Source organism: Chryseobacterium gilvum (assembly GCF_025628965.1).
Taxonomy (GTDB): domain Bacteria; phylum Bacteroidota; class Bacteroidia; order Flavobacteriales; family Weeksellaceae; genus Chryseobacterium; species Chryseobacterium gilvum.
This window is the reverse complement of record NZ_JAOTEN010000001.1, coordinates 69,260-91,560: the sequence shown is the minus strand read 5'-3', so window position 1 is coordinate 91,560 and position 22,301 is coordinate 69,260. Positions and strand designations below refer to the sequence as shown.

Below are 22,301 nucleotides of genomic sequence, written 5' to 3'. Positions count from 1 at the left end.
GATCCATAGATAGCAATATGTCGTATATAATAAAATACAGATTCTAAAAATTGTGTTTTAAAATCTTGATAGTTTTTCATAGAAAAGCTTTTTGGTTAATATCTCCGGCCGCTGTGTCGGAGATATTGTTTTTACGTCAAGTTTTGTCATATTAGCCATTCATTTTTGTTGTGGATAATGGGGACATGAAAGCCTGTAAATTATATCTGGAATGTATCGGCGCTTTAAAAAATACTTTACCTGCAAGCAATTTGAATAATAATACACTGATACAAAACCAAAATAATTACATCCAGATCGGGGGAACTATCTTAAATCAGGAAATAATAAAAAACCTCAACCCTGAACAGCTCAACACGATTGAGGGGATTTTAAAAACCATTGAGGTGAAAGAAGCTGAATAAATTATTTTCCTTAAAAATTAGGAACTAAAAAATATTGTTTTTGATCTATATTTGTACAATATCTATAACTGTTGAAATGGTTGAAAAACGGTTATTAATGATTTTTTCGAGATCATAAATTGCGTATAAAAATAAGACACTTACATTTTAGTCAAAGGATCGGTCTTTCTTACTCAAAAAAATAAACAATCCTGATCGTTTAGAATTTACAATCATGCTGAGCAAACAACATGAAAACAACATCATGCCGTCGTCAAACGACAGTAAAACGACGTTATTTGTTCCGATCAAACGGAACAAAAACCGAATAAATTAAATTATTAGTGAAATGAGATAGCCGACTTCAGAAAAACGGCATAAAACATAGTAGAAACAACGGAAGTTTAATTTTGTTATTCTCCTCTAATCCCAGAGAAAATGAAGTAAATAAAAATCATTTCAAAACTTTCCAATCTCGGTAAGGTTAGGGTAAGGTATTTTATTCAAACTAAAGTTCATAATTGAATACTATAATCTAAACAAAAATATTCTAATTTTAATAGCGGTTGGGAAAATGTTGGGAAATTGTTTAAAATAAAAACCGTAACACTTTATATAATAATGTATTACGGTTTTTCATTGTGGTCCCACCTGGGCTCGAACCAGGGACCACCTGATTATGAGTCAGGTGCTCTAACCAACTGAGCTATAGGACCTCAAAATTGGGTTAAATTTTGTGTTTGCAAAAATAGTAAAATTTATTGCACTACAAAATTTTTCATCGCTTTTCTTGACAAAGTTCTATCAAAACGCCATTGGTAGATTTGGGATGTAAGAACACAACTAATTTATTATCAGCACCTTCTTTAGGTTCTTCTGAAATAAATACAAAACCTTCTTTTTTCAGCCTGTCAATCTCATAGTTCAGGTCTTCAACACCAAATGCCAAATGATGAATTCCCTCCCCACGCTTTTCTATAAATTTGGATATGGGACTGTCAGAATTACTCGCTTCCAAAAGTTCAATTTTACTTTCTCCGGTGGCGTAAAATGATGTGACAACCCCTTCCCTTTCAACCGTTTCTTTTTTATAGGATTCTTTTCCTAAGAGCCTGGTAAAAAGCTCATCTGAAACTCCCAAAGACTGCACCGCAAGGCCAATGTGTTCTAATTTCATAAAAATGTATATATTAAAATCGTAATTTTGAGGTTATTGACTTTTTCAAATCAGCAATTCAAACAAAAGTAGTAAATTTGCATAAATTATGGAAAGTAACAGACAAAGAAAAGTAGCACAGATTATACAGGAAGATTTCGCAGAACTTTTCCGCAAACAGGCCGCAGAAAGCAAACAGAGTTTTCTGGTATCGGTTTCTGATGTGAAGGTAACTGCAGATTTGAGCATTGCAAAAATATATTTAAGCATTTTCCCACAGGAATTCCGCGCTTCAATTATGAAAGAAATTGAGGAAAACAAAACCCAATACAGAAACTTTATCGGCCAGAAAATGGGGAAACAGGTTCGTATCATTCCACAGCTTAGCTTTTATTTAGATACCGCCCTTGATGATGTTGAAAAACTCGAAAAAGAACTAAGAGGCGAAGGTGACAATCCTGTTTTGTAAAAAAGTTTGAAAAACATTGCATTTTATATCGCATCCAGATACCTTTTATCCAAAAAAGGAAGCACCGCTGTAACCTTTATTACCTGGTTATCAGTCGGTGCAATGAGTGTTGCCGTTACCGCAATGTTTGTGATCATTTCAGTTTTTTCAGGCCTTGAAGATCTTAATAAAGACCTGATTTCCAATCTTCATGCAGATCTTACCATAAAAAGCACTACAGGAAAAACGATTGATCATTTTACAAAGATCAGTTCCATTTTATCGAAAAACAAAGACATCAGCAGCTTTTCAAGAGTGATTGAAGAAAAAGTATATATCAAATATGGTGAAAAAGGGGATATTGCGTATTTAAGAGGCGTAGATTCTGCATACACAAAGGTAAACCCTATTGATAAAAGTATTTTTTTTGGAAAATATCCCAGCTTTCAGTATTCCAACGAAGTACTGATGGAAAACTCTCTGGACAACAGGCTGTCGATTCCGGTAGACACTGCAAATTACTATGCAACCGTCTTTATGCCAAAACCCGGAACGGGAATTATTACTAAAGAAGAAGATATTTACAATAAGAAAGATATTCTGGTGACCGGATTGTTTCCCGGAAATGAGCAGCTGAATAACTACATCATCGCACCGGTAGAACTCGCCGAAGAATTACTGGCACTGCCTAAGAAATCTGCCTATCAAATTGTGATCAAACTGAAAAACCCTGAGAATACAGAGGCTGTAAAGCAAAACCTGCTCTCATCATTGGGGAAAAACATAGAGATCAAAACCAAACAGGAAGAAAATGCAGCATTCTGGAAAATGATTAATACAGAAAAGCTCTTCATTTATCTCATTTTCGCACTGGTGATTTTTATAACGACTTTTAATCTTGCAGGCGCCATCATTATACTGCAGCTCGACAAAAAACAACAGGCAAAATCTTTAATTTCTTTAGGTTTTCCTCTCGGCCATTTAAGGGATGTTTATTTCTACACCGGGATTTTAATTGTCATTTTAGGAATTATTACCGGTTTGATTATAGGAACCATTCTCTGCTACTTCCAGCTTTATACAGGAATTTTCAGGGCCAATGCGACTTTACCTTTCCCTGTAAAATTAGTAGGAAAAAATTATCTGATCGTTGCAGCAACCGCGTGTGTATTCGGATTCGGAATTTCCTGGTTCTTTTCAAAAATCAGTAAAGAATATATTACTAAAAATTAATATTTTAGAGTTAATTTTTTTCGTAATTTTGGCTTCCAATTTTTTTTATAATGAAACGAATAGTATATTCATTTTTACTAAGCCTTACATTTTTACATGTTTTGGCGCAAGCTCCGCCAAACTATTACAACGGAACAGCAACTTTAACGGGAGCAGCTTTAAAAACCGCTCTTAAAACCATCATTACAAACGGTCATCAGGATCACGGTTATAATGGATTATGGACCGGTTATCAAACCACAGACCGCGATTATTTTTACGAAAATGACGGAACGGTTTTAGATATTTATTCCGAAAATGCAAGCGGTGCAGATCCATATAATTTCACCATTACTTCCGGACAGTGCGGATCGTATAACAGCGAGGGTGATTGCTACAACAGAGAACATATTGTTCCGCAAAGTTTATTCAATTCGGCTTCACCGATGGTTGCAGATATCCATTTTATAAGGCCAACTGACGGAAAAGTAAATGGCATGAGATCTAATTTTCCTTTCGGAAAAGTAGGATCCGCTTCATACACATCGCTAAACGGCTCAAAATTAGGAACTTCCATATCTGCAGGATATTCGGGAACGGTATTCGAGCCCGTTGATGCATTTAAAGGTGATGTGGCAAGAATGATTTTCTATTTTGTAACCCGATATGAAACACAACTTTCCGGTTTTACCAGCGGAAATATGCTGGGAAGCTCTTCTTTTCCCGGCTTACAAACCTGGGAACTGAATCAGCTATTAGCTTGGAATGCTTTAGACCCGGTTTCTCCTGCAGAAATCAGCAGAAACAATGCTTCTTACGCGTATCAGGGAAACAGAAATCCTTATATTGACAATCCCGCATTTGTGAATCAGGTTTGGGGAACACCGGTTGTAGACACTCAGGCTCCTACAGCAGCGACCAATGTGGCAGCGACCAATCCAACTTCCAATTCAGTGTCATTAAGCTGGACGGCAGGAACGGATAATATCGGAGTAAGCGGTTATGAAATCTATGTAAATGGTGTATTATATTCCACCGTTACAGGGACTACGGCAACAGTTTCAGGATTAAATCCTTCTTCCCCGTACACTTTCTATATCATTGTAAAAGATGCTGCAGGGAATTCTTCCCTACAAAGTAATACTGCGACCGCAACTACACTTGCAGGACCTGCAGGGGGAGGAAGCTGCGGAACAGAAAATTTCGAAAATACTCCGGCTGCCTCTTCAGGATATGCAACCCAAACATGGACCAATAATTCTATTACCTGGACAGCGACAGACTCCAGAACAGATCAGACAATCAACGGAAAAGCCATCACAGTAAGAAATGGAAATCTTACCAGTACTGCAGTTTCCGGAGGAATTCAGACTTTGACCGTAACCGCACAATTGAAATTTGCAGGTTCTGACGGAAGCCTGAATGTAGAAATTAACGGCGTGCAGGTAGGAACAATTCCTTATAATGCTACAACGCCAACAACCACGACGATCAGCAATATCAATGTAAGCGGAAACGTCATCATCAAACTGGTAAACCCTGTCACAGGAAACAGAGTGGCGATCGATGATCTTAGTTGGACATGTTTAACCTCTTTGGCGACCAGTGAAACAGCAAAAGATAAATCGGCATTCACCATTTACCCGAATCCTGTAAAAAATCACGAGCTGTTTGTAAAAGGTGAAAATCTGAGCAAAATTTCGAAAGCTGAAATCTATGACCTTTCCGGAAAACTGCTTCAGAATATATCCAACCCTTTCAAAAATTCTAATAAAATATCCCTTCAGGGAATTTCAAAAGGAGTGTACATTATTAAAACAGATATGACTTCTGCAAAGTTTATTGTAGAATAACATAATAAAATACCTAATGTAAAGACCGATACTTTCGGTCTTTTTTTTATTTTTGAAAAATGATTAGCAAAAAAAAATTAGGCTTGGTCGGCAGAAATATTTCATATTCTTTTTCAAAAATTTTTTTTGAAGATAAATTTCAAAAATTAAAATTGAATGATTATTCCTATGATATTTTTGATCTTGAAGAAATCGGCCACGTTGAAACTTTGTTTTCCGATCCACAGCTTTTAGGGTTTAACGTAACCATTCCTTACAAAGAAAAAATAATCAGCTATCTGGATGAGCTGAGTGAAGAAGCACAGAAAATAGGGGCTGTGAACTGTGTAGTCATTGAAAATGGAAAAAAGAAAGGATATAATACAGATGCTTTTGGGTTTGAAAAAACATTATTGATTCATATAAAAAAACATCATCATGCAGCTTTGATTCTAGGAAACGGAGGCGCCGCAAAAGCGGTAAGATATGTTTTTGACAAATACAATATCCCATCAGAAACAATTTCAAGAAAATCAGAAATTAATTTTGAAAATTTAGACCGTCAAACCGTTGAAAATCATCAGATTATTGTACAGTGCACTCCTGTAGGTACTTTTCCTGATGTTAATAATTGTATCAGGTTTCCCTTTGAAGGCCTTTCTGAAAAACATCTTGTCATTGACCTGATTTACAACCCCAGTTGTACCCAATTTATGATCAGAGCATCAGAAAAAGGGGCAAAAACCGTCAACGGGCTTTTCATGCTTGAACAACAGGCAGAAAAAGCCTGGGAAATTTGGTCTTTTAGAAAAAAATAACATAAATTAGTATTATATTTGGCTTTTTGCTATATTTAAACACAATAAGCGCCATTCACAAAAAAGATTTGCTATGACTACAGAAAACAATCTTTCTGAAAACGAAGAAAATAAAATTTCTACAGAAGAAATTCCCAATGAAACATCAAAGAGCCAGCCTTCTCAAGAAGAAGCAACTCCTAATGAAACTGAAACGGAACCGGAACACCATGAAGATCAGGCAGAAACAGATATTTCCTTAGCAGATGCGCTGCAAGAGATGGAAAAAATCATCAATTCCGGTAACGCAGGAGAAGATTTCAGAAAATTTACAATTCTGAAAGAAAAGGCAAGTCACGCGATTCATGACGAAATAGAAGATAAAAAACACGAGTTTGAAAATGCCGGAAATGCACCTGAAAATTTCAGTTTCGAACATCCTTCACAGTCAAAACTTTCTGCCTTAATCCATATTTACAAAGAGAAGCACGATGCTTTCCAGAAAGGTCAGGAAGAAGAGCAGAAAAAAAACCTTGAGCATCGTCAGAATATTATCGAAAGGCTTAAAAACTTGTACACCAATTCTGAGCCCGGTGTGAATCTGTTTAAATCGATCCGTGAGATCAAAGAAGAATGGTCGAATGCGGGACAGGTGGCAAAATCAGAATTTAAAATCCTCAATAATAATTATTTTCATCATCTGAACCAGTTTTATCAGATGCTGGATCTTAATAAAGAATTTCTTGAGCAGGAATACAGTCACAATCTTGAAAAAAGACAGCATATTATTGCCCGCGCTAAAGAACTTGAAAATGAGCCTTTAGTACAAAAAGCTCTGAATGAACTACAGTATTTGCATAAACTTTGGAAAGAAGAAGCCGAGCCGGTTTCTGAAGAATTCCGCGAAAAAACATGGGAAGAGTTTAAAGAAATTTCCAATAAGATCCATGAACGAAAATCTGAACTTTCTGCAGCCATAGAATCGGAGCAGAACGCTAACCTTGAGAAGAAAAATGAGATTATTGCGGAAATTAAAAAGCTTTCTGAACCTACCGATAATCCGAATCATAATTACTGGCAGAATTCTATCAAAAAGGTGGAAGAACTTCGTTCTGAATTTTTAAAAACAGGAAATGTTCCAAGAAAGTTATCCAACAACAACTGGAATGATTTTAAAACCACACTCAGAAATTTTAATACTGCAAAAAATAATTATTATAAATCATTAAAAGGCTCTCAACAAACGAATCTTGATGAAAAAATGGCCCTGATCCAGACTGCAAAAGATAATATGATGTCTGAAGACTGGGATATGGCTGTTGCACTTTTCAAAAAACTGCAGGATGACTGGAAAAAAATAGGCCATGTACCGAAAAGCATGACCAACAAAATCTGGGATGAATTCCGCGAAGCCTGTAATACATTTTTCAATAATTACCGGGAAAAAAGCAATGCTTCTACCGATAACTGGAAAGAAAATTATAAACAGAAAAAAGAAATTCTTGAAGAGTTAAAAACAATTTCTGACGAAGAAGGAAGCATTGAGAAAATTGAAAGCATAAAAACGGCCTGGAACAACATTGGGAAAGTGCCGCGAGATAAAATCGCCATCAATTCAGAATTTAATAAGACGTTAAGAGAAAAATTAAAGCTGAACAAAATCAATGAGCTCGAGCTGAAAGAGGAAGGTTTATCTGAAAACCAATTGACCGATAAAGCGAGAAAAATAAAGAGTCAGATCTCAGATCTTGAAGCGGAGATCGTGAAATTAGAAAATAATCTGGCATTTTTCAAGAATCCTTCGAAAGAGAATCCTATGCTGAGAGATACTTTCCAAACAATTGAAGATAAAAAAACTCACCTGGAAACGCTGAAGCAGAACCTTCACAGTATTATTTCAGGAGATTAAAATTAAAATAATTCTATAAGGCGAAGCAAAGCAATTTGTCTTCGCTTTTTTATTGATATGAAAGACGAATTTTACATACAGCGATGCATCGAATTGGCTCAGAAAGCATTAGGAAAAACATATCCCAATCCTCTAGTCGGAAGTGTGATCGTGCATGACGGCAAGATTATCGGAGAAGGATATCATCACAAAGCCGGTGAAAATCATGCTGAAATCAATGCCATTAATTCTGTAAAAGATAAAGACCTGATTCCAGAATCTACCATTTACGTTTCTCTCGAGCCTTGCGCTCATTACGGAAAAACACCGCCTTGCGCTTTGAAAATCAAAGAATTAGGCTTTAAAAAAGTAGTGATCGGAGCCATGGATTCTCATGATAAAGTGAACGGAAAAGGAAAAAAAATCATTCAGGAAGCAGGAATTGAGGTAGCTTCCGGAGTACTGGAAAAAGAATGTATGATTTTAAATAAAAGATTTTTTACGTTTCATGAAAAGAAAAGGCCTTTTATCATTCTTAAATGGGCGCAATCCGGAGACGGCTTTATGGATAAGAATTTTAAGCCGACGTCTATTTCCAATGATCTTGTCAATCAGTTTGTACACCAGTGGAGAAGCGATGAACATGCTATTTTAGTAGGAACACAGACTGCTTTGAATGATAATCCGAGTCTTACCGTACGAAATGTAGAAGGTGAAAACCCGGTAAGAATTTTAATCGATTTTGATTTAAAAGTTCCTGCAGATTTTACTATTTATAATCCTGAAGCGAAGACTTTAGTTTTTAATTTGAACAAGGAAGAAATTCAGGATCATATTCATTTTATTAAAATTAAGAAAGAAAACTTCTTAGCCCGTCTTATGGAAGCGTTATATCATGAACAGATACAGTCTGTGATTATTGAAGGCGGAAGGTACACTTTACAGAAATTCATTGAAGCAAATCTTTGGGATGAAGCAATTATCATAAAAAATGAAAATGCAAGGTTTGAAAACGGAACAAAAGCTCCCGATTTTAACCATATGTTAAAAGATACCAGAAAATACAGAGATAATAGTATCGAGTTTTATCAAAATACTTATTAGAGAACTGAAACATGCTGTACGAATATAAAACCATCGATCGACCTATCGAAAATATCATCATTAAAGAAAAAGGAAGTAAATTCATCGGATTTGCCTTTCCTGTACAGAATGAAAATGAGCTTAAAAAAGCTTTGGAAAAAGTACGAGCAGAACATCCGAAAGCGACCCATCACTGCTATGCGTTCAGAATGGGGTTAAATGGTGAAAATTACCGCGCGAATGACGATGGTGAACCTTCCGGAAGCGCAGGTCTACCGATTTACAACCAACTTTTGGCGCATGAAATTACCCATATTCTGGTCATTGTCGTCCGTTATTACGGCGGAACCAAACTGGGTGTTTCCGGGTTGGTAAAAGCGTACAAAGAGTCTGCAAAAAACACTCTCGAAGAAGCCACCCTTATCACAAAAGAACTCGAATCTGAAATAGAAATACAGTTTCCTTTCAGTATTCAGAATAGTATATTTACCCTTCTAGAAAAATATAATGCGAAGATTTTAAAGTTTGACTCTGAGCAAACGGCTGTTATTGTGGCTAAAATAAAAATGAAACAACAGGAAGAAATTTTTAAAAATCTTTCTGAAATGAATAATGTAACCTGTAAAATAAATTAAGATTATTGCTCCTCTATCTTGTCTGTAGTCGGATCGTAAAAAATAATTTTAATATTTTTATCCGCATATTTTTTCTTCATGTAAACTTCTATCTTTTTGTAAATTTCGGGCTCCGGAATGGGCGCAGATTTTATTTCTTCCAATGCCCAGTTCTGAAGATTGACAGACGGAATACCATCACACATCATACTTTCGGGTTCAGCATAACGCTCTAAATCTTTATTGTGAACGCAAAAATACATTTGGTAACCTTTTCCGGAATATAAGCTGAAAGAAAAATACTGATACCAGCTTCCAAAAAAAGTAAAAACAGGCATTACATACCAAAGTAAAATCCAGAAAATATTTAAGTACATGAATCTGTTATCTGGAACTTCTATCGGTTTTTCATATAGGATATATAGGATAAAAATCATAGCCAGATTCCAAATCCAGACTACAGAATTATAAGCCAGCCCGAAAGGTCCTATTATAATCAGGATCCCAACATGCATTCCGATTAATACATAACGTATGATCCGTTTGGATTTTGAGATCAGCAGCAAAATGGCGAGTACAATTTCGACGGCAGGAATTATGAATCCAACAAAAAAAAGTTTGTATTGCAATATGACATCCATTGAAAACCCGAAAAAACCTTTCAGGAACATATTTAGCCAAACTTCCGTAAGAAAACCTTCATTGCATTTGTGCAAACCGCTAAAAAAATACATCGAAATTAACAGCAAATGTATCATCAACATGCTGTTTTTTGGCTTTCTGAAATTAATGGCAATCACAAAAATAATGCATATATATACATATTCCCAAGGTTGCCATCTTACGGTATCTAAACTGCAACTCATTATTTCTGAGATCAGTAGCAAAATAAGAACTACTCTATTTGGTTTGAAAAATATGATGATCAATAAGCTCAAAAGAGAAAATCCGTACAGAAAAAGATGAATACCATTCGGAATGTTCTCTAAAAAATCTGCAGGCGGAATGACAGGATACAGTCTTTCTGCAAGCCATGTTTTATAACTCCAAAGTTTAGTGATCAGCCAAAAGAAACCAATGCCCTTGATCAAATAAGCTATCTGTTGATTTTCTTGATTAAATATTTTCTTTTTAAGCATTAAAATTTTCATCAATGTTTTATCAAAAATAAATAATTCTTTAATCAAATGCATGTTTTGCAAATAAAAACATCTCAGAAATGATCTGAGATGCAATATACTAATATGAATATAAAAATTAATTTCTTCTCCCGCCCAATAGTAAGGAAGCCCAATACAGCAATTGTACCAATGAGCCTATCGCAGCGACTACGTACGTTCTTGCAGCCCAGGTAAGACTGTCTTTAACCCCTACAAATTCTTCAGCAGTAACCGTTCCTGAATCTTTCAGCCATTTCATTGCTCTGTTGCTTGCATCGTATTCTACAGGTAGGGTGATAAAAGCAAAAAGAGTCGTTATTGCAAACATAATTACTCCGATTGCTAAAACTAGGGTATTTCCGTTAGGATCCTGCACGGTTCTGGTTGCTCCCATGATCACCAAACCCCCTATTAACACAAACTGCATGAGATTCGAACTGATCTGAACGGCAGGAACTAACTTTGATCTCAGCTGTAACATAGAATATCCTACAGCGTGCTGTACTGCGTGACCACATTCATGAGCTGCAACTGCAGCAGCAGCGGCGTTTCTTTGCATATAAACGCCTTCAGAAAGGTTGACTGTTTTATCAGCCGGATTATAATGATCGGTCAGTTGACCGGGAACAGAAATAACCTGTACATCGTGAATGCCGTTGTCTCTTAACATTTTTTCTGCTATTTCCTTACCAGACAGTCCGTTACGGAGGTAAACATTAGAATAATATTCAAACTTAGATTTTAATCTCGAGGAAACCAGCCAGCTCACCAACATCGATATTCCTATAATAAGATAATAACCCATCATTTCTTTAAAAATTTGATTGTAATAATTCTGTTAGGAGATGTAATAATTGTGCCAAAGTATTGGCTATATTATTTATATTTGTATTGAAATTATCCTAAAATACTATGTCAGCAGTTTCAATTCTTGAAGTAAAAACATCTAATGAATTAAAACAATTTGTAAAATTTCCGATGGAATTGTACAAAAATAATCCTTACTACGTACCATCATTTATCAAAGATGAAATTAAAGTATGGGATCCTAAAGAAAATCCGGCACTTCATTATTCTCAGGCCAAACAATTCCTGGCAAAAAAAGAAGGGAAAATAGTCGGTAGAATCGCGGTGATCATCAACCGTAAAGAAGAAAAAGAGCTTGGAATAAAAAAAGTACGGTTCGGATGGATCGATTTTATTGATGATCGTGAAGTTTCAGAAGCATTGATACAAACAGCAATAAACTACGCAAAAGAGCATCAGATCAACCTTATTGAAGGACCGATGGGATTTACCAACCTTGACAAAGCGGGAATGCTGACTTTCGGGTTTGAAAAAATCGCTACGATGATCGGTATTTATAATCATGAATATTATCCTCAGCATTTGGAAAGTCTAGGGCTCGTAAAAGAAAAGGAATGGGTAGAATTTGAGATGAATTTTCCCAAAATACTTCCCCCGAAAGTAGAAAAATTCAGCAAGCTTATTGCTGAAAAATACAACCTGAGAGTATTAAATTTCAAAAGTAAAGAAGAGATTTTACCATACATCAAACCGATGTTCAAATTGCTTGATGAAACCTATAAACACCTCTCAACCTACACTCCTATTTCTGAAGAACAGATTAAAACCTACCGTGATAAATTTTTTCCTCTGATTGCCAAAAACTACGTGATCTGTGTGGTAGATGAACATAATGAACTGGTTTCATTTGCCGTTACAATGCCTTCTTATTCAAAAGCATTGCAAAAAGCAAAAGGGAAGCTCTGGCCTTTCGGATGGTGGCATTTTTTGCAGGCAGAAAAGAAAAACGACCGCGCTAATTTTTACCTGATCGGAATTCATCCCGAATATCAAAGACGAGGCGTTACAGCGATTATTTTTAAAGAAATTTTTGTACGTTTCAACAGCATGGGAATTGATTTTGCCGAAACCAACCCGGAACTGGAAGAAAACAAAAGCGTACAGGTGTTATGGCAGGATTATAACCCGGTCAATCACAAAAGGAGAAGAACCTATGCATTAAAATTCTGACATGAAGCCACATCTGATTTTTTTTGCCATTCTTATTGCAGGATTTATTGCCTATAATCTGTTTTTTCAGATCAATGATGATAAAACCAATACGGTCATTAATATTATTTATGCCAGTATTCTCTTTGGTTATATCTCTTTCATGGCCTTTACGCTGCTTAAAAAAATGAAGAAATAATCGCTATTTTTATTGATTCTAAATTATCGGTTTATCTAAATTTCATCCTACTTTTAAGTTGATTAATTTCATGCTTTATGGTTTATTACCTAAATTTGCAACTTGAGATAATAATGTAAAAATGAATTTACCTGAAAGTTATATTCCGATACTCATCCAAGCCGGCGTTGCCATTGGTTTTGTTGCCATTTCTTTGCTTGGAGCTCATTTTTTGGGTCCGCAGCAGAAAAAAGGGAATTCGGTAAAGAACCAAAGCTGGGAATGTGGTATTCCTGTAGAAGGAAATGCCAGAACTCCTTTTTCGATTAAATATTTTTTAACAGCCGTATTATTTGTATTATTTGATATTGAGATTGTTTTCTTTTATCCGTATGCAGTCAATTTCAGGGAATTCGGACTGGAAGGTTTTTTTGCAGTTCTCACATTCGTTGCTATATTCTTCCTTGCATTTTTTTATGTCTGGAAACGCGGCGCTCTAGATTGGGACAAATAATCTCAATCATATTTTTAAATAAGAAATTTAGATAAACACAATTAAATGAAGGTTAACAAAAGCCCAAATTTACGATCTAAATTAAAATCTTAAATTAATCAAAATGTCAGATCAAAAACCAGTTATAAGAACAGATGCACCCGCTCCCGAAGGATTTGAAGGAGAAGGGTTTTTCGCAACAAAGCTCAGCAGTGTGATCGGGATGGCAAGAAAGTTTTCACTTTGGCCGCTTCCTTTTGCCACATCTTGCTGCGGTATAGAATTCATGGCAACATTAAATCCTACATACGACGCATCACGATTTGGAATGGAAAGAAATTCTTTCTCCCCAAGACAGGCAGATATGTTGATGGTTTGCGGAACAATTGCTAAAAAGCTGGGTCCCGTATTAAAAGAGGTTTATACTCAGATGGCAGAGCCAAAATGGGTGGTTGCAGTGGGCGCATGCGCATGCAGCGGAGGTATTTTTGACACCTATTCTGTTTTACAGGGTATTGATAAAATTATTCCCGTTGACGTATACGTTCCCGGATGTCCTCCAAGACCGGAACAGATTATCGAAGGCGTAATGCAGGTACAGGCATTGGCAGAAAGCGAAAGCATCAGAAGAAGAGACCTACCTGAATATCAGAAATTATTAGATTCTTACAACATAAGCAACTAACGAGGATGACAAATGAATTTGTATTAGAAGCGCTGACAAGAGAATTTCCGGACTCTGTTGTTTCCCATTCAGAACCTTACGGAATGCTGACTGTTGAAATTCAAAAAGACGATATCAAAAAAGTAATTCATTATCTTAAAGATTCATCACTGGAAATTAATTTTTTAACTGATGTCTGCGGAATTCATTATCCCGAATTCCCGGATAAAGAAATTGGCGTTATTTACCACTTGCAGAATATGGTGGCTAATTTTAGAATTCGCCTTAAAATTTTCATGCCAAGAGAAAATATTGAAGTAGATTCTCTTACAGATCTTTATGCAGGAGCCAATTGGATGGAGAGAGAAACCTACGATTTTTTCGGAATTAAATTTAAAGGCCATCCGGATCTCAGACCTATTTTGAATATGGAAGATCTCGGATATCATCCTATGTTAAAAGAGTATCGCCTCGAAGACGGAACAAGGACCGATAAAGACGATGCCATGTTCGGAAGATAAATAATGCAATAAGCAATAAGCTTAACGCCTAATGCCCAAAGCCTAAAGCATTTAAATTATATGAAAGATAACTCATTATCGAATATACTTAACCAGCACGAAAGTAAAGAACAGATTGACGGGCAATTGTATACCCTCAATTTAGGACCTACTCACCCTGCAACCCACGGCATTTTCCAAAATGTATTAACGATGGATGGAGAGAGAATTCTTCATGCCGAACAAACCGTTGGTTACATCCACCGAGCTTTTGAGAAAATTTCCGAAAGAAGAAACTTCTCTCAGATCACCACGCTTACAGACCGTATGAATTACTGCTCTGCTCCTATTAATAATTTAGGATGGCACATGACGGTTGAAAAATTATTAGGCATAAAAGTTCCGAAACGTGTAGATTATATGCGTGTAATTTTAATGGAACTCGCCAGAATTGGAGATCACCTCATTTGTAACGGGGTAACCGGAATGGATGCAGGAGCAATTACCGGTCTTACCTATATGTTCATCGAGAGAGAACGTATTTATGATATGTATGAGCAAATCTGTGGAGCAAGGATGACCACCAATATGGGAAGAATCGGAGGTTTTGAAAGAGATTTCACTCCAAAATTCCACGAATTGTTACAAGATTTCCTGAAAACTTTCCCGGCTAGATTTAAAGAATTTGGGCAATTATTGGAAAGAAACAGGATTTTCATGGACAGAACCATCGGTGCAGGAGCCATTTCTGCAGAAAGAGCTTTGAGCTATGGTTTTACAGGCCCCAACTTACGAGCATCCGGAGTAGATTATGATGTAAGAGTTGCCGAACCGTATTCTTCTTACGAAGATTTCGATTTTATCATTCCTGTAGGAACTGCAGGAGATACTTACGATCGATTTATGGTTCGCCAGCAGGAAATCTGGGAATCCTTAAAAATAATAGAACAGGCATACAACAATCTTCCGGAAGGAGATTTTCATGCTGATGTTCCTGATTTCTATCTTCCTGAAAAAGCAGATGTTTATCAGAAGATGGAGGCTTTAATCTACCACTTTAAAATTGTCATGGGGGAAACAGATGTTCCGAAAGGCGAAGTGTACCATGCAGTAGAAGGAGGAAACGGTGAATTAGGGTTTTACCTGGTAAGCGATGGAGGCAGAACGCCTTACAGATTACATTTCAGAAGGCCGTGTTTCATTTATTATCAGGCGTATCCTGAGATGATTACAGGTGCTGTAATTTCAGACGCAATCGTTACCATGTGCAGTATGAACATTATTGCAGGAGAATTAGACGCATAGTAAAAAATTATAAATTTTGGATTATTAAGGTACATATTCCAAACTAAATAAATTGATTTTTAGAATTTAAAATCTAGAATTCAAAAATTTAAAATTTAAGAAAAGTGAGTGATACAATAGCTTTTAAGCCGGAAAGTTTACAGCAGGTCCATAAGATTATGGCAAGATATCCTGAAGGAAGACAAAAATCTGCCCTTCTTCCTGTACTTCACATAGCACAGAAAGAATTTGGAGGTTGGCTAGATGTTCCTGTCATGGATTATGTAGCGGAATTATTGAGCATACAACCTATCGAAGTATATGAAGTTGCCACTTTTTATACCATGTTTAATATGAAACCGGTCGGCAAATATGTTTTGGAAGTGTGCAGAACAGGACCTTGCATGGTGTGTGGAAGTGAAAAAATATTAGACCACATCAGAACCAAACTTAATATCAAAGACGGTGAAACAACTCAAGACGGGATGTTTACCTTAAAACCAGCTGAATGTTTAGGCGCATGCGGATATGCCCCAATGTTGCAGTTAGGAAAATTTTATCACGAAAATTTAACCATAGAAAAAGTAGATGAAATCCTTGATCTTTGCAGAGAAGGACAGGTTGATTTGGGCTAAATAAATTTTAAATTAATTAAAAAAGCGCAAAGCCAATAGCCAAAAGCTAGAAGCTGTTTGCTAAAAGCATATTAAAATGAGTAAAAAACTTTTACTTAAAGACGCACATATTGAAGGCATTCGCTATCTGGAAACCTACCGCAAACAGGGAGGATACACAGCGGCAGAAAAAGCTTTGAAAATGACTCCTGACGAAATTTTGGAAGAAGTAAAGGCTTCCGGGCTTCGTGGACGTGGAGGCGCAGGTTTCCCTACAGGAATGAAATGGAGTTTTCTCGCAAAGCCGGAAGGTGTTCCGAGACACCTGGTTGTAAACGCAGATGAATCTGAACCGGGAACTTTTAAAGACCGATACCTAATGGAATTTCTTCCTCATTTACTGATCGAAGGAATGCTGATTTCATCTTACTGTCTAGGCTCAAATGTTTCTTACATCTACATTCGTGGAGAATATTCTTGGATTCCTGATATTTTGGAAGAAGCCATTGAAGAAGCTAAAGCAGCCGGATATTTAGGAAAAAACATACTGGGAACAGGATTCGATTGTGAAATTTATGTCCAGAGAGGTGGCGGCGCATATATTTGTGGTGAAGAAACCGCGTTGCTTGAATCCCTTGAAGGAAAAAGAGGAAATCCCAGATTAAAACCACCGTTCCCTGCTGTAAAAGGACTTTGGGAAAGGCCAACCGTTGTTAACAACGTTGAATCTATTGCAGCAATCGTTCCCATCATTGATATTACCGGAGCCGAATATGCTAAAATCGGAGTTGGAAAATCTACCGGTACCAAATTAATTTCAGCCTGCGGAAACATCAATAAACCTGGGGTTTACGAAATCGATATGACCATCACCGTTGAAGAGTTTATCTATTCTGATGAATATTGCGGTGGGATTCCAAATGGGAAAAAGCTGAAAGCATGTATTCCGGGAGGAAGCTCTGTTCCGATTGTTCCCGCAAATTTATTATTAAAAACCGTAAACGGGGAACCTCGATATATGAATTATGAATCTCTTGCCGATGGTGGTTTTGCAACCGGAACCATGATGGGTTCAGGAGGTTTTATTGTTCTGGATGAAGATCAGTGTATCGTAGAACATACCATGACTCTAGCCAGATTTTATCACCATGAAAGTTGTGGGCAGTGTACTCCATGCCGTGAAGGAACAGGATGGATGCACAAAATTTTAAAGAAAATAGAAAAAGGGGAAGGCAAAATGGAAGACATCGATCTGCTTTGGGATATCCAAAGAAAAATCGAAGGAAACACCATTTGTCCGTTGGGTGATGCAGCAGCATGGCCGGTTGCAGCAGCCATTCGTCATTTCAGAGATGAGTTTGAATGGCATGTGAAAAACCCGGAGCTGTGTCAGACACAAAATTACGGATTGGCACATTATGCAGATCCTATACCTACCCTTGAGAGCAATGCTTAGAATGAAAAAATTATTGGTAATCGGCTTAATGATGTCGAATTTTGTGTTTGCACAAACCTTAAGCAGAGATACTGCAGATATTGAAGTTATTCATGAAAATGCACATGAAAGAATTAAAGTAAAACCAGATCCGTTACTGAAAAAAGGTCAGATATTTGTTTTTTTTGGCTGGAACAGAGGCGCATTCGGAAATTCTGATATTCATTTTACAGGAAACGGATACGATTTTCAGTTAAATAATGTATCTGCAAGAGATAAACCGACAAAATTAGGAATTGTATATATTGATCCGAGCTGGTTTACCGTAACGCAGTATAATTTCAGGTTGGGCTATTTTATAAAGGATAATCTTGCACTTGTATTGGGAATAGATCATATGAAATATGTGATGAAGCAAAACCAGACGGTAGATTTTTCAGGAACAATTTCAGATCCTAAGTATGCAGCAATGGTACAGAACGGACAGGTAAATTTATCAGATGAGCAGTTTCTTACTTTTGAACATACCGATGGGCTTAACTATGAAAATCTGGGTCTTGAGAAATATAAAAATCTGATCAACCGTAAAAATATAGATTTGGTTTGGTCTTACGGCGTTGGAATCGGCGTCATGTTTCCGAAAAGTAATATCAAACTATTTGGAAACGAAAGAAGCGACCGCTTTCATGTGGCAGGAATGGGAACTGACCTCAGAACCAGTCTTAATTTGGTTTTCTGGAACCATTGGATGGCAAGACTGGAAGGTAAGGTTGGATATATCAATATGTGGGACATCAAAACCACCTTAAATAATAAACCTGACAAGGCACAGCAGGATTTTGTTTTCGGACAGGTACTTGCGGGAGTCGGGTATACTTTTAATACAAAAAGAAATAAATAACAAAGCCTATTGCTTAATGCAGAAAGCTTAAAGCATATGATATGAGCGAAGAAGTTAAAAAATTTAAAATAACTATAGACGGACAAACTGCAGAAGTTTTGCCCGGAACTTCTATCTTGGAAGCTGCAAGACAAATCGGCGGAAAATCGGTTCCTCCGGCAATGTGCTATTACAGTAAACTGGAAGCCAGCGGAGGAAGATGCAGAACATGTCTGGTAGAAGTTTCCAAAGGTTCGGAAGCAGATCCGCGTCCGATGCCGAAACTTGTAGCTAGCTGCAGAACCAATGTAATGGATGGAATGGAAGTGAAAAACCTTTCTTCCGAAAAAGCGCAGGAAGGAAGAAAAGCAGTTACGGAATTTTTATTGCTAAACCATCCTTTAGACTGCCCTGTTTGTGATCAGGCAGGAGAATGTCATCTTCAGGATTTAGGATATGAATATGGCGATCCGGATACAAGAACAGATTTTGAAAGAAATACACACGATGCAGACGATTTAGGCCCGAATATCAAACTAAATATGAACCGTTGCATTCTCTGCGCGCGATGTGTGTTGACCGCAAACCAGCTTACAGACACCAGAGAACACGGAATCCTTTTCAGAGGAGATCATGCGGAAATTTCAACCTATTTGAATAAAGCCTTAGATAACGATTTTATTGGAAACATTATTGACGTTTGTCCGGTAGGCGCATTAACCGACAGGACTGCTCGTTTTGCAAGCAGAGTATGGTTTACAAAACCTATGAATGCATCTTGCTCTTGTAATAAATGTTCCGGAAAAGCCACCGTTTACATGAAAGGTGATGAGATTGTGAGAGTGACGGCAAGAAAAGACCAATGGGGTGAGGTGGAAGAATTTATCTGCGATACCTGTCGTTTTGAAAGAAAAAATGTATCAGACTGGAATATTGAAGGGCCGAGACATATCGACAGACATTCCGTCATCTCATTAAACCATTATGAAAAGCCTAAAGACGAATTGAGGATGCTGGATAATCCTTTGGCAAAAGAAATCAGCGAAAAAGACGAAAAATAAATTAATAAGATATAAGATTTCAGATATTAGATAACAGACTTTTGTAATTCTAATTTCTAAATTCTATTATCTAACATCTATAAATAAAATGGATTTACTTACATTTAAATTAATACTTGTACTCGCACTTTTCCTGTTATCATTAACGATAGCAGCCTACTCTACCTGGGCGGAAAGAAAAGTAGCGGCCATTATGCAGGACAGAATTGGACCCAACAGATCCGGGCCGTTTGGTTTATTGCAGCCTCTTGCAGATGGTGGGAAATTTTTCTTTAAAGAAGACTTTACCCCACAAAATGCAGAAAAATTCCTTTTTGTATTGGGACCGGCATTGGTGATGTTTATTTCATTGATTACCGGAGCGGTGATTCCTTGGGGGAAAACATTAAGCTTTGGGGGCGTTTCTTATGACCTTCAGGTTGCCAATATTGATGTAGGGGTATTATTTATCATCGGGATGGCCTCCATTGGGGTATACGGAATTATGATCGGAGGTTGGGCTTCCAACAATAAATATTCATTGCTTGGAGCAATCCGTGCTTCTTCGCAGATGATTTCTTACGAATTGGCAATGGGATTGGCTTTACTTTCTATCATTATGATGACAGGAAGTTTAGATTTAAAAGTAATTACGGAAACGCAGACTTCAGGAAAAATCTGGGGGCTTTTTGAGATAGACGGTTTAAACTGGAATATCCTGTATCAGCCTTTGGCTTTTCTTATTTTCTTTGTTGCGGCTTTAGCAGAAACCAATCGCCACCCTTTTGATTTACCGGAATGTGAATCTGAATTGGTAACAGGATATTCTACTGAATATTCTTCTATGAAATTAGGATTGTACATGTTTGGAGAATATGTGAATATGTTCATATCCAATGCATTTATGGTGGTGCTTTTCTTCGGAGGATACAATTATCCCGGAATTGAATGGGTAACGCAGAATTGGGGAGAAAATGCAGCTGGAATCTTAAGCATTGTAGCATTTTTAACAAAAACGATAATGGGAATCCTGATCTTTATGTGGATCAGATGGACACTTCCAAGATTCAGATATGATCAGCTGATGCATTTAGGATGGAAAACGTTAATTCCGTTGGCTTTGGTTAATCTGATGATTACAGGTGCGGTAATTTTAGCGTTTGGAAATTAATTGAAAGAATTAAGAATATATTTTTAATGCTGGATGAAAAGTTCAGCCTAAAAAACAAAATAAATGAAACTTACGAACAGATCAAAAGTTGTTTCTAATAAAGAAATGACCTTTTCTGAAAAAATCTACCTTCCGGCGATTTTTAAAGGAATGGGAATTACTTTTAAACATGCTGTAAGAACCGTTGTGAAAGGGGCACCCGCAGTGTACTCTTATCCGGAAGTTCAAAAACCGAGAACTGAAATCTGGAGAGGTCAGCATGTTTTGAAAAGAGATGAAGAAGGAAGAGAACGGTGTACAGCTTGCGGTCTATGCGCAGTGGCTTGTCCTGCGGAAGCAATTACCATGACTGCTGCTGAAAGAACAAAAGAAGAAAAACATCTTTACAGAGAAGAAAAATACGCATCCGTATACGAAATCAATATGCTGAGATGTATTTTCTGCGGAATGTGTGAAGAAGCTTGCCCTAAATCTGCTATTTATCTTACAGACCGATTGGTAGATGTAGAAACCAACAGAGGTTCTTTCATTTATGGAAAAGATAAACTGGTGGAAAAAATAAACGAAAGGATTGATATCACAGAAAGACAATCCGAGAAACAAAAAAATGCGGTAAAATAATGGATCAGTTTTTATTTTTCTTGGTGGCGTTTTTAGCAGTATCCAGTGCGGTATATTTCGTATTTGCGAGAAACCCTCTCTACGCTATTTTGTCATTAATTGTGACTATGTTTTCGATTGCGGGAATGTACATTCTTCTGAATGCCCAGTTTTTGGCGATCATCCAGATCATTGTATATGCAGGCGCAATTATGGTTTTATTTCTATACATTCTAATGATGCTTAATCTTAATAAGGAAGACGAAAGTAAGAAGAACAATACTTTAAAATTTGTAGGAGTTTTTACAGCCGGACTTTTATTAATTGGGGTTTTGGGCGTTTTCAGAGGAGTGCAGAATAAACATGTCGTGGTAGAAAATGTAGATAAAGGAGTGGGTCTTACCAAAAACCTGGGAAGACTTTTATTCAACGAATATGTTTTGCCGTTTGAGCTTGCTTCCATCCTGATTTTGGCAGGTATTGTAGGTGCGGTATTAATCGGTAAAAAAGATTTATAAATTATGGGAGAAGTAAATACATTTATGCAAAGCATCCCTCTGGAATACTTTATCATACTTTCAACAGTATTATTCTGTCTGGGAGTATTGGGCGTATTGCTGAGAAAGAATGCGATTGTCATTTTAGGTTGTGTGGAGCTTATGCTGAATTCTGTAAATCTGTTATTAGCTGCATTTTCAGCCTATAACGGGAACAGCGACGGTCAACTTTTAGTATTCTTCATTATGGTGGTAGCCGCTGCAGAAGTAGCAGTGGGATTGGCAATTATTGCGATGCTTTATCGGAATACCCGTTCTGTAGATGTGAGTATATTTAATAAATTAAGAGGATAAAG

25 protein-coding genes and 1 tRNA gene are annotated in these 22,301 nt (G+C 36.9%); 22 read left to right on the top strand and 4 right to left on the bottom strand.

The features are described 5' to 3' along the window. The first annotated feature begins 185 nt into the window (after window positions 1-185). A complete protein-coding gene (locus tag N0B16_RS00455) occupies window positions 186-404 on the top strand; it encodes a hypothetical protein (RefSeq protein WP_262988757.1) in 219 nt (72 codons plus the stop codon). A gap of 621 nt (window positions 405-1,025) precedes the next feature. Here N0B16_RS00455 and N0B16_RS00450 read toward each other — a convergent pair. Continuing rightward, window positions 1,026-1,099: transfer RNA gene (locus N0B16_RS00450), tRNA-Ile, on the bottom strand. Window positions 1,100-1,161: 62 nt separating this feature from the next. After that, window positions 1,162-1,560, bottom strand: a complete 399-nt coding sequence (gene mce, locus N0B16_RS00445) for a methylmalonyl-CoA epimerase (RefSeq protein WP_262988756.1) — start codon at window positions 1,558-1,560, stop codon at window positions 1,162-1,164. 88 nt (window positions 1,561-1,648) lie between these two features. On the opposite strand from mce, the gene rbfA reads away from it, so the two are divergent. The 7 genes from rbfA to N0B16_RS00410 all read left to right on the top strand — a co-directional run bounded on the left by rbfA (window position 1,649) and on the right by N0B16_RS00410 (window position 9,434). Beyond that, window positions 1,649-2,008, top strand: coding sequence for a 30S ribosome-binding factor RbfA (gene rbfA, locus N0B16_RS00440; protein WP_262988755.1), 360 nt, complete (start codon window positions 1,649-1,651; stop codon window positions 2,006-2,008). 6 nt (window positions 2,009-2,014) lie between these two features. Then, window positions 2,015-3,220 carry an ABC transporter permease gene (locus tag N0B16_RS00435; RefSeq protein WP_262988754.1) on the top strand — a complete coding sequence of 402 codons (1,206 nt, stop codon included), beginning with the start codon at window positions 2,015-2,017 and terminating at the stop codon, window positions 3,218-3,220. Between the two features lie 50 nt (window positions 3,221-3,270). After that, window positions 3,271-5,052, top strand: a complete 1,782-nt coding sequence (locus N0B16_RS00430) for an endonuclease (protein ID WP_262988753.1) — start codon at window positions 3,271-3,273, stop codon at window positions 5,050-5,052. 59 nt (window positions 5,053-5,111) lie between these two features. Next, the gene (locus N0B16_RS00425) at window positions 5,112-5,849 is read left to right on the top strand and encodes a shikimate dehydrogenase family protein (protein WP_262988752.1); all 738 of its coding nucleotides are present in this window, start codon (window positions 5,112-5,114) and stop codon (window positions 5,847-5,849) included. Between the two features lie 73 nt (window positions 5,850-5,922). Further along, on the top strand, window positions 5,923-7,737 hold the full coding sequence (locus tag N0B16_RS00420) for a DUF349 domain-containing protein (protein WP_262988751.1): 1,815 nt from the start codon (window positions 5,923-5,925) through the stop codon (window positions 7,735-7,737). Window positions 7,738-7,794: 57 nt separating this feature from the next. After that, the gene (gene ribD, locus N0B16_RS00415; RefSeq protein WP_262988750.1) at window positions 7,795-8,820 is read left to right on the top strand and encodes a bifunctional diaminohydroxyphosphoribosylaminopyrimidine deaminase/5-amino-6-(5-phosphoribosylamino)uracil reductase RibD; all 1,026 of its coding nucleotides are present in this window, start codon (window positions 7,795-7,797) and stop codon (window positions 8,818-8,820) included. Window positions 8,821-8,831: 11 nt separating this feature from the next. Continuing rightward, the gene (locus N0B16_RS00410) at window positions 8,832-9,434 is read left to right on the top strand and encodes an IMPACT family protein (protein WP_262988749.1); all 603 of its coding nucleotides are present in this window, start codon (window positions 8,832-8,834) and stop codon (window positions 9,432-9,434) included. A gap of 2 nt (window positions 9,435-9,436) precedes the next feature. On the opposite strand, the gene N0B16_RS00405 is transcribed toward N0B16_RS00410, so the two are convergent. Next, window positions 9,437-10,504: a hypothetical protein gene (locus N0B16_RS00405; protein WP_262988748.1), complete on the bottom strand. Its 1,068-nt coding sequence runs from the start codon at window positions 10,502-10,504 to the stop codon at window positions 9,437-9,439. A gap of 166 nt (window positions 10,505-10,670) precedes the next feature. After that, window positions 10,671-11,378: a zinc metallopeptidase gene (locus N0B16_RS00400; protein ID WP_262989946.1), complete on the bottom strand. Its 708-nt coding sequence runs from the start codon at window positions 11,376-11,378 to the stop codon at window positions 10,671-10,673. A 107-nt stretch (window positions 11,379-11,485) separates the two neighbouring features. Here N0B16_RS00400 and N0B16_RS00395 point away from each other — a divergent pair, with 107 nt between their 5' ends. The 14 genes from N0B16_RS00395 to nuoK all read left to right on the top strand — a co-directional run bounded on the left by N0B16_RS00395 (window position 11,486) and on the right by nuoK (window position 22,299). Beyond that, window positions 11,486-12,610 carry a GTP cyclohydrolase gene (locus tag N0B16_RS00395; RefSeq protein ID WP_262988747.1) on the top strand — a complete coding sequence of 375 codons (1,125 nt, stop codon included), beginning with the start codon at window positions 11,486-11,488 and terminating at the stop codon, window positions 12,608-12,610. 1 nt (window position 12,611) lies between these two features. After that, window positions 12,612-12,788 carry a hypothetical protein gene (locus N0B16_RS00390; RefSeq protein WP_262988746.1) on the top strand — a complete coding sequence of 59 codons (177 nt, stop codon included), beginning with the start codon at window positions 12,612-12,614 and terminating at the stop codon, window positions 12,786-12,788. A 121-nt stretch (window positions 12,789-12,909) separates the two neighbouring features. Beyond that, window positions 12,910-13,281, top strand: coding sequence for an NADH-quinone oxidoreductase subunit A (locus N0B16_RS00385; RefSeq protein WP_262988745.1), 372 nt, complete (start codon window positions 12,910-12,912; stop codon window positions 13,279-13,281). A 103-nt stretch (window positions 13,282-13,384) separates the two neighbouring features. Next, entirely contained in the window at window positions 13,385-13,945 is a 561-nt protein-coding gene (locus N0B16_RS00380; RefSeq protein WP_262988744.1) for an NADH-quinone oxidoreductase subunit B, read from the top strand. A gap of 5 nt (window positions 13,946-13,950) precedes the next feature. Further along, a complete protein-coding gene (locus N0B16_RS00375; protein ID WP_262988743.1) occupies window positions 13,951-14,445 on the top strand; it encodes an NADH-quinone oxidoreductase subunit C in 495 nt (164 codons plus the stop codon). 60 nt (window positions 14,446-14,505) lie between these two features. Then, window positions 14,506-15,729: an NADH dehydrogenase (quinone) subunit D gene (gene nuoD, locus N0B16_RS00370; protein ID WP_262988742.1), complete on the top strand. Its 1,224-nt coding sequence runs from the start codon at window positions 14,506-14,508 to the stop codon at window positions 15,727-15,729. A gap of 104 nt (window positions 15,730-15,833) precedes the next feature. Next, window positions 15,834-16,343: an NADH-quinone oxidoreductase subunit NuoE family protein gene (locus N0B16_RS00365; protein WP_262988741.1), complete on the top strand. Its 510-nt coding sequence runs from the start codon at window positions 15,834-15,836 to the stop codon at window positions 16,341-16,343. A 76-nt stretch (window positions 16,344-16,419) separates the two neighbouring features. Continuing rightward, complete coding sequence (gene nuoF, locus N0B16_RS00360) at window positions 16,420-17,778, top strand: NADH-quinone oxidoreductase subunit NuoF (protein WP_262988740.1); 1,359 nt, start codon at window positions 16,420-16,422, stop codon at window positions 17,776-17,778. 1 nt (window position 17,779) lies between these two features. Beyond that, window positions 17,780-18,658, top strand: a complete 879-nt coding sequence (locus tag N0B16_RS00355) for a hypothetical protein (RefSeq protein ID WP_262988739.1) — start codon at window positions 17,780-17,782, stop codon at window positions 18,656-18,658. A gap of 41 nt (window positions 18,659-18,699) precedes the next feature. After that, window positions 18,700-19,698 (top strand): NADH-quinone oxidoreductase subunit G, encoded by a 999-nt coding sequence (locus N0B16_RS00350; RefSeq protein WP_262988738.1) that lies wholly within the window; start codon window positions 18,700-18,702, stop codon window positions 19,696-19,698. An 88-nt stretch (window positions 19,699-19,786) separates the two neighbouring features. Then, window positions 19,787-20,848, top strand: coding sequence for an NADH-quinone oxidoreductase subunit NuoH (gene nuoH, locus N0B16_RS00345; protein ID WP_262988737.1), 1,062 nt, complete (start codon window positions 19,787-19,789; stop codon window positions 20,846-20,848). Window positions 20,849-20,911: 63 nt separating this feature from the next. Then, a complete protein-coding gene (locus N0B16_RS00340) occupies window positions 20,912-21,469 on the top strand; it encodes a NuoI/complex I 23 kDa subunit family protein (RefSeq protein WP_144283610.1) in 558 nt (185 codons plus the stop codon). Beyond that, entirely contained in the window at window positions 21,469-21,966 is a 498-nt protein-coding gene (locus tag N0B16_RS00335; RefSeq protein WP_262988736.1) for an NADH-quinone oxidoreductase subunit J family protein, read from the top strand. The genes N0B16_RS00340 and N0B16_RS00335 overlap by 1 nt, the downstream gene beginning before the upstream one ends. A gap of 3 nt (window positions 21,967-21,969) precedes the next feature. Then, complete coding sequence (nuoK, locus tag N0B16_RS00330; protein ID WP_262988735.1) at window positions 21,970-22,299, top strand: NADH-quinone oxidoreductase subunit NuoK; 330 nt, start codon at window positions 21,970-21,972, stop codon at window positions 22,297-22,299. The last annotated feature ends 2 nt before the right edge of the window (window positions 22,300-22,301 follow it).

Coding starts and splice junctions, on each gene's coding strand:
- rbfA (WP_262988755.1), top strand. CDS start 1,649: ATGGAAAGTAACAGACAAAGAAAAGTAGCACAGATTATACAGGAAGAT.
- N0B16_RS00425 (WP_262988752.1), top strand. CDS start 5,112: ATGATTAGCAAAAAAAAATTAGGCTTGGTCGGCAGAAATATTTCATAT.
- nuoF (WP_262988740.1), top strand. CDS start 16,420: ATGAGTAAAAAACTTTTACTTAAAGACGCACATATTGAAGGCATTCGC.
- ribD (WP_262988750.1), top strand. CDS start 7,795: ATGAAAGACGAATTTTACATACAGCGATGCATCGAATTGGCTCAGAAA.
- nuoD (WP_262988742.1), top strand. CDS start 14,506: ATGAAAGATAACTCATTATCGAATATACTTAACCAGCACGAAAGTAAA.
- N0B16_RS00385 (WP_262988745.1), top strand. CDS start 12,910: ATGAATTTACCTGAAAGTTATATTCCGATACTCATCCAAGCCGGCGTT.
- N0B16_RS00410 (WP_262988749.1), top strand. CDS start 8,832: ATGCTGTACGAATATAAAACCATCGATCGACCTATCGAAAATATCATC.
- nuoK (WP_262988735.1), top strand. CDS start 21,970: ATGGGAGAAGTAAATACATTTATGCAAAGCATCCCTCTGGAATACTTT.
- N0B16_RS00455 (WP_262988757.1), top strand. CDS start 186: ATGAAAGCCTGTAAATTATATCTGGAATGTATCGGCGCTTTAAAAAAT.
- N0B16_RS00400 (WP_262989946.1), bottom strand. CDS start 11,378: ATGGGTTATTATCTTATTATAGGAATATCGATGTTGGTGAGCTGGCTG.
- N0B16_RS00340 (WP_144283610.1), top strand. CDS start 20,912: ATGAAACTTACGAACAGATCAAAAGTTGTTTCTAATAAAGAAATGACC.
- mce (WP_262988756.1), bottom strand. CDS start 1,560: ATGAAATTAGAACACATTGGCCTTGCGGTGCAGTCTTTGGGAGTTTCA.
- N0B16_RS00395 (WP_262988747.1), top strand. CDS start 11,486: ATGTCAGCAGTTTCAATTCTTGAAGTAAAAACATCTAATGAATTAAAA.
- N0B16_RS00335 (WP_262988736.1), top strand. CDS start 21,469: ATGGATCAGTTTTTATTTTTCTTGGTGGCGTTTTTAGCAGTATCCAGT.
- nuoH (WP_262988737.1), top strand. CDS start 19,787: ATGGATTTACTTACATTTAAATTAATACTTGTACTCGCACTTTTCCTG.
- N0B16_RS00375 (WP_262988743.1), top strand. CDS start 13,951: ATGACAAATGAATTTGTATTAGAAGCGCTGACAAGAGAATTTCCGGAC.
- N0B16_RS00350 (WP_262988738.1), top strand. CDS start 18,700: ATGAGCGAAGAAGTTAAAAAATTTAAAATAACTATAGACGGACAAACT.
- N0B16_RS00355 (WP_262988739.1), top strand. CDS start 17,780: ATGAAAAAATTATTGGTAATCGGCTTAATGATGTCGAATTTTGTGTTT.
- N0B16_RS00420 (WP_262988751.1), top strand. CDS start 5,923: ATGACTACAGAAAACAATCTTTCTGAAAACGAAGAAAATAAAATTTCT.
- N0B16_RS00430 (WP_262988753.1), top strand. CDS start 3,271: ATGAAACGAATAGTATATTCATTTTTACTAAGCCTTACATTTTTACAT.
- N0B16_RS00380 (WP_262988744.1), top strand. CDS start 13,385: ATGTCAGATCAAAAACCAGTTATAAGAACAGATGCACCCGCTCCCGAA.
- N0B16_RS00390 (WP_262988746.1), top strand. CDS start 12,612: ATGAAGCCACATCTGATTTTTTTTGCCATTCTTATTGCAGGATTTATT.